Source organism: Syntrophorhabdales bacterium (assembly GCA_035541455.1).
Lineage (GTDB): Bacteria > Desulfobacterota > Syntrophorhabdia > Syntrophorhabdales > WCHB1-27 > JADGQN01.
Map to the genome: position 1 here is coordinate 1 of DATKNH010000121.1, position 5,776 is coordinate 5,776.

Consider the following 5,776-nt stretch of genomic DNA (forward strand, 5'->3'; position numbering starts at 1 on the left):
ATACGATAACGCCACATGCTCATGGTAATATTAATTGATCATATTATTTCGTGACAATTGCTTACCTTGTGGTTGCTGTCGTCATTGCCGCTTCACGTGGTGTATGGAGCAACAGGTCACGGTGCCCTCTATGAACCCGCAGCAGAAAAGGATAGCAGTCCTACAAAGAAAAGAGAAAACCCCGGGAAAGATGGGAGGACCGGGGTTTTCAAAGGAAGAATTGGGGAATCGTGGTACTAGGAGTATCGGCGCATTTAGTGGTAGACTTAAGCCCTGGCGAGCGTCGCGAAGCACTCCCTAGAACTCACGTTACTCTCCAGTGCTGCCGATACCTATTGGGAGGGGTGCAGTATGGCAGGCGAGCGCATACTCATCGTCGAAGACGAAGCTATCACGGGCATGGACATTCGTGAGATGCTCCGCATATTCGGCTATGAGCCTAATGGTCCTGTTGCCACCGGGAAGGCAGCGGTCGAACGTGCGTTGGCTCTCCGCCCTGACGTGATTCTTATGGATGTTACACTGAAGGGGCCGATGAACGGGATCCAGGCCGCCGAAGCAATACGCGCGCAGTACCGTTGCCCTGTGATTTACCTCACGGGCAGCTAGACCAGGTCGGAGCTGATTTGGCCCAACTCACTGAACCCTTCGGGCTGGTCCTCAAACCCATCGACGAAGAAGACCTTCGCACCGCCATCGAGACGGCGCTTCACCCTCGCGCTCCATCCTCATAAGGCGCGGCGTCATTTACGGCCTCCCGAAATTGTTCGGCAATAGGAATTCGCTGACGATTGCGCCTTGCGCTTTAAGCAGTGAACGCATCCGCCAGCCGAGCCTGAGTAAGCATGTCGGGGTGTTCGGCCAGAAAAGAATCCGTCACGCCCGTTTCGTGCAAGTGTCGGGCAATAATTGCCACCGTTTCGTCGGTCACGACGCCGGGGACGATCTCCTTGCGACTTCCGTCGCCGTGCAGCAAACCAACATCACGCAGTATGCCCAGCACACATCGCGATATGCGCTTGGAGACGCTTTCCGACCATTCATTCTCCAGCCTTCCGTCGTAGCGGGCTTCCGTCAGGAAATCAAGCCCGTCCTGAACTGTGAGCACTATTTTGCCGCGGCGCGCCGCCGGCCAGTGTTCCCGAACCGTAAAATCGTAGATGAGAGGGTCCGTCCGACAAGCGAAGAGAAAGAGCAATTCACTGAACGTCCGTCGTTTGAGACCCTTTTGCATTACCGCTTTCAGGATGCGCGCGGGGCGGTCTGTCGGCGTCAGGAACCACGGTTTGAACACGCGCATCACTATATCTTTGGTGCGGTACGCCGCTAGTTAGAGCGAGGGAGGATTGAAGAATTCCTCCCTTTGTTTGGTTGAGTTACCACGAATTACCACTTCTCGATATGACGCCAGGGTGGTTCTAGACAGCGATCCCAGCGTTGAAGCCTATCTGGCCCATGAGGAGATGGCCGACTGCCCGTAAGGTCACTAACACTCCTCGTAATTTTTTTAACCAGTCAACCTGACCCGGCGACCATCTTACAACAATTCTCTCGCATCGCTTATATTGAGCTCGAGCATCTTCGTGCTCGCGAGAAGCCGAACAAGATTCTTCTTTACGGCCTCGATGTCTCCCCCTAAGGTCATTAGTTCCTCTGCGGTCTTGCGGAGAAGCTGTATCTTTTCGTCCATCTCTTTTATTTTGTATTGAGTGCTCACGTGAACCCCCTTTCTAGTGTTTTCTCATGTCTTTGAATCTCTTGGCCTTCACCTCGTAGCGCGGAAGGCTTCCGTAGGGATGAACCTCTATTTTGTATCCCAGATTCGTCTTGACCCTGAGCTCATCCTTGAGGCGGGCAAGAATCGATTCTTTTTGCTCTTCGAGACCCGGACGGATCTCGATCTTGAGCGCTATGTCGTCGATGTCGCCCTTCTTGGTTACTACCACCTCGTATTCATCACTCAGTTCGCTGAAGCTTCTGACCACTTCTTCGATGGCGGTGGGGGCCAAAAGGACACCCTTCACTTTGGTGATGTCGTCGGCTCTGCCCACAACGCCACCATCGATAATCCTGAACGTCCGCCCACAGGTGCACTCGTAATCTGCCCAGCGGATCACGTCCTTTGAATCGAACCTGATACACGGCTTCCCGATTCTGTCAAAGGCGGTAATCACCATTTTGCCGTTTTTCATGGGTGTGTCGATGATTTCCCCTGTATCCACATCTTCGATCTCCACAAGAAACATGGCTTCGTTGACGTGGAGACCCCTCTGGGCCGTACAGCTGTAGCTCCACGCACCGATTTCCGTCGCGCCGATGTGGTCGTAAACCTTCGCACCCCACGCTTCTTCGATACGCTGCTTGGTGGTGGGAATGCTTGCGCCCGGCTCACCGGCGCACGTAATCCTCTGGATGCCGATGCTCTTCGGGTCTATGCCTATTTTGCGCGCCGTGTCGGCCATACCCAGCACGTAGGTAGGCGTGGCGCCAAAGCCAGTGCACTTGAGCTCCTTCATTTTCATGATCCTTGCTTCGGTGTCGAGAACGCCACCGGGGACCACTTCCGCTCCAAGCTTTTCTGCTGCGTAGTGACATGCCCAGAAGGCAACGAAAATGTTGTAGCCGAACGGAATGAAAATGCGGTCTGTGTCCCTGTATCCCTGCGCATAGAGTATGTACGCCCAGCATTCTGCCCACCATTCCCAGTCCTGCCATGTGTCGGCCTGGTATACCGGCGTGCCGGTCGTACCGCTCGTCTGACGAAACTCTGTCACCTGCGAGAGGGGCACGGCCAGCATGTCCCCGTAGGGAAAGGGAGGTCTCTTCTGCACATCCCTGAGCATCCCTTTGTCTGTCTTGGGGACCTTCTTCACATCTTCATAGGTCTTGATATCTCCCGGCTCAATACCGGCGTCTTTATACAGCTTCTTGTAAAAGGGAGAATTGTTGTACGCCCATTCGAAGATGCGCTTGAACTTTCTGAGCTGCAGCTGCCGCAGCTTTTCCCTGTCCAGTGTTTCCAGGATAGGATTCCAGTAGATGCTCGTGTCGTTGGCCATATATCACCCCTTGGTGTTAGTTTGTCTGTCGACATTCAAACATGAGATCTTGTGTGGACGTGTTCATCTAGTGAACACGCATGTCCATTTAATAAACAATACGTGGCAGACGACTTCTTTGTCAAGAAAAAAGATTGAAAAGGAAAGACTGCAAGATGAACGCCGCAAGCAGCGCTCATGGTTTATAACCCAGCGTGGATGAAATCCTGAGCGCAGTTGCCGATACCTCCCCTACGATTCGCTGCAGGTCATTGTTCTTCAGGGACGAGGAGAAGATGGCCGCGCCCACAGAGGCAACGACATTTCCGGTAAAGTCCCGGACGGGAGCTCCCACACCGGTGATCCCTTCGAGGGTCGCCTCCGGATCAACCGCAAAATCCTGCTTCCTCACCTTCCGGAGCCATGCTTTGAACTTTTGCTTGTCGGTAATCGACTTTCTTGTGTGAGCCTTCAGTGGGAATTTCTTCAGAAGCCTTTCTATCTCCTCATCGGGCAGAAAGGACATGAGCACGGGGCCGCACATGCCCCAATACGGAACGCGACGGGTGCCTATCTTGGAGGTAAACGTGATGATGCTGTTGCTGTCTTCTCTCTTGTCGATGTACAGCAATTCATCGTTATCAAGTATGGCTAGGAAAATGGTCTTTCCGATGCGCGTATGGAGTTGCGTCATAGGGAGAGACGCCGCCTTCCGCACTGAAAGAGAATAGAAGATAACGCTTCCCTGCTCGAACAATCTCATGCCCAGCGAGTACTTTTTTGACTCCTGGTCTTGCCTGAGGTAATGATACTTTACAAGGGTGGAGCAGAGCCTCAAGATGGTAGCTCTTGAAAGCCCGATGATCTTTGAGAGTTCGCTCTTGTTGAGCGCCTGCCGCTGGGGGTTGAACGCGTCCAGTATCTGCAGGGCCCGTTCCAGAGACCTGTTATAGTAGCCTTCTTTGTTGTCCTTACGAGCAGGTTTCACCCCTGAATCCCCCCAACCTCTATAGCTTCGCAAGCAAAGAAGGCTTTGTCAAGAAAACATGTCAGCTCCCTCTTTTTGCTTGACAAGCAACCCGCTGTGGGATATTGTCATCTACATGCTCCGACCATCTAGTGGACTGCCATGTCCACTAGATGAACATGATAGGAGAAGAGCCTGGCGACGGCCCGTAGATAAAAACAGTCTGCAGCCTGGCATGAGCACTATACATTCATAAGGAGACGGCCATGTTCAAATTTACGAAAGCGTATATACCTTACGGCGGTTACTATTCGACGCCCTTCTGCCGGTGGCAGGGCAGTATGCAGTACGACAACTGTTGTTTTCTGGGACCGAACACCGCGAGAAGATGGTTTCTGGAGAAGAAGATCGACCCAACCATTATCGACTATCTCTACTTCGGTACCACCGTTGCACAGCACCACTGGTTCTACTCACACCAGATGGCAGGCTCCATAATCACGGACGATAAAAAATTCGTGCCCGGTCTTTTCATTCACCAGGCCTGCTCGAGTTCCACGACGATACTGAACCTTGCCGCGCAGAACATAGAGCTGGGCGCCTACGAGGTGGGTTACGGCCTGATGAGCGACCGTTGCTCCAACGGACCCCACACCACATGGCCCAACCCTCTTGGACCGGGAGGCGAGCCGGAGCATGAAAACTGGAATATGGACAACTTCAATGGAAACCCCCGCGTTCCCTTCGCTATGGTGGAAACAGCAGACAACGTTGCGAGGGAGGCTGGTATCACCAAGGAGGAGTGTGATGCAGTGGTGCTACGACGCTACCAGCAGTATCAGGCAGCGATAGCTAACGACAGGGCTTTTCAGAAGCGGTACATGTTCGGTGCGCTCTGCACGGTTAACAAGAAGCAAACCAAGCTGGTCGATCAGGACGAAGGCTGGACACCGACCACGGCAGAAGGTCTCGCCAAGCTGAAGCCGGTCCGCCCGAACGGCGTCCACAGTTTTGGCGCTCAAACGTTCCCCGCCGACGGCAATTGCGGCATCATCATCACTACCAGGGATAAGGCGCGGGAACTGAGCGCCGACCCGAAGCTGGAGATCCAGATCATCTCTTATGGTTTTGCCAGAGTCAAGCCGGCCTTCATGCCCGCTGCCCCCGTGCCTGCCGCCGAAATGGCCCTTGCCTCCGCAGGCTTGAAAATTGCGGATATGAAAGCCGTCAAGAGTCACAACCCCTTTGCCACCAACGATCTCAACTTCGCCAAGAAGATGGGCTTCAACGTTATGGAAATGTGCAATTACGGATCGTCCTTGATCTATGGCCATCCCCAGGGCCCGACCGCGGGCAGGGCCATCATCGAGATGATAGAAGAGCTCGCAATCCTCGGGGGCGGCTATGGGCTCTTCACCGGCTGCGCTGCTGGAGACACTGCCGCAGCCCTCATCGTGAAGGTTGGATAAAACACCAACCCAACAAACCTTATACAAGGAGGTACCACAATGGAGATCAAGACAATAGGCGTGGTTGGCGCCGGGAGCATGGGATCGGGCATTGCCCAGATCGCGGCTGCGGCAGGATACAACGTGCTCATGATGGATGTCGAGGAGAAGTTCGTCACAAGAGCCCTTGGTGGCATCGACAAGTTCCTCGCCAAATCTGTCGAAAAAGGGAAGATGACCCCTGACGCAAAGGCTGCCCTTCTGGGCCGGATCAAGACCACCGCGAAGATGGAGGACCTGAAGGACGTGGACTATGTTGTTGA

7 protein-coding genes are annotated in these 5,776 nt (G+C 53.8%); 3 read left to right on the top strand and 4 right to left on the bottom strand.

Annotated features, from left to right (window positions below; genetic code table 11):
- The first annotated feature begins 351 nt into the window (after nt 1–351).
- The gene (locus VMT71_12945; GenBank protein ID HVN24871.1) at nt 352–609 is read left to right on the top strand and encodes a response regulator; all 258 of its coding nucleotides are present in this window, start codon (nt 352–354) and stop codon (nt 607–609) included.
- A gap of 196 nt (nt 610–805) precedes the next feature.
- On the opposite strand, the gene VMT71_12950 is transcribed toward VMT71_12945, so the two are convergent.
- The 4 genes from VMT71_12950 to VMT71_12965 form a co-directional block, all read right to left on the bottom strand.
- Nucleotides 806–1,300: a BrxA family protein gene (locus tag VMT71_12950; GenBank protein ID HVN24872.1), complete on the bottom strand. Its 495-nt coding sequence runs from the start codon at nt 1,298–1,300 to the stop codon at nt 806–808.
- 237 nt (nt 1,301–1,537) lie between these two features.
- The gene (locus VMT71_12955; GenBank protein HVN24873.1) at nt 1,538–1,717 is read right to left on the bottom strand and encodes a hypothetical protein; all 180 of its coding nucleotides are present in this window, start codon (nt 1,715–1,717) and stop codon (nt 1,538–1,540) included.
- 13 nt (nt 1,718–1,730) lie between these two features.
- A complete protein-coding gene (locus VMT71_12960; protein ID HVN24874.1) occupies nt 1,731–3,059 on the bottom strand; it encodes a hypothetical protein in 1,329 nt (442 codons plus the stop codon).
- A 175-nt stretch (nt 3,060–3,234) separates the two neighbouring features.
- The gene (locus VMT71_12965) at nt 3,235–4,026 is read right to left on the bottom strand and encodes an IclR family transcriptional regulator (protein HVN24875.1); all 792 of its coding nucleotides are present in this window, start codon (nt 4,024–4,026) and stop codon (nt 3,235–3,237) included.
- A gap of 245 nt (nt 4,027–4,271) precedes the next feature.
- Here VMT71_12965 and VMT71_12970 point away from each other — a divergent pair, with 245 nt between their 5' ends.
- A complete protein-coding gene (locus VMT71_12970; protein ID HVN24876.1) occupies nt 4,272–5,474 on the top strand; it encodes a thiolase family protein in 1,203 nt (400 codons plus the stop codon).
- A 39-nt stretch (nt 5,475–5,513) separates the two neighbouring features.
- On the top strand, nt 5,514–5,776 hold a 263-nt coding region (locus VMT71_12975; protein HVN24877.1), incomplete at its 3' end, for a 3-hydroxyacyl-CoA dehydrogenase NAD-binding domain-containing protein.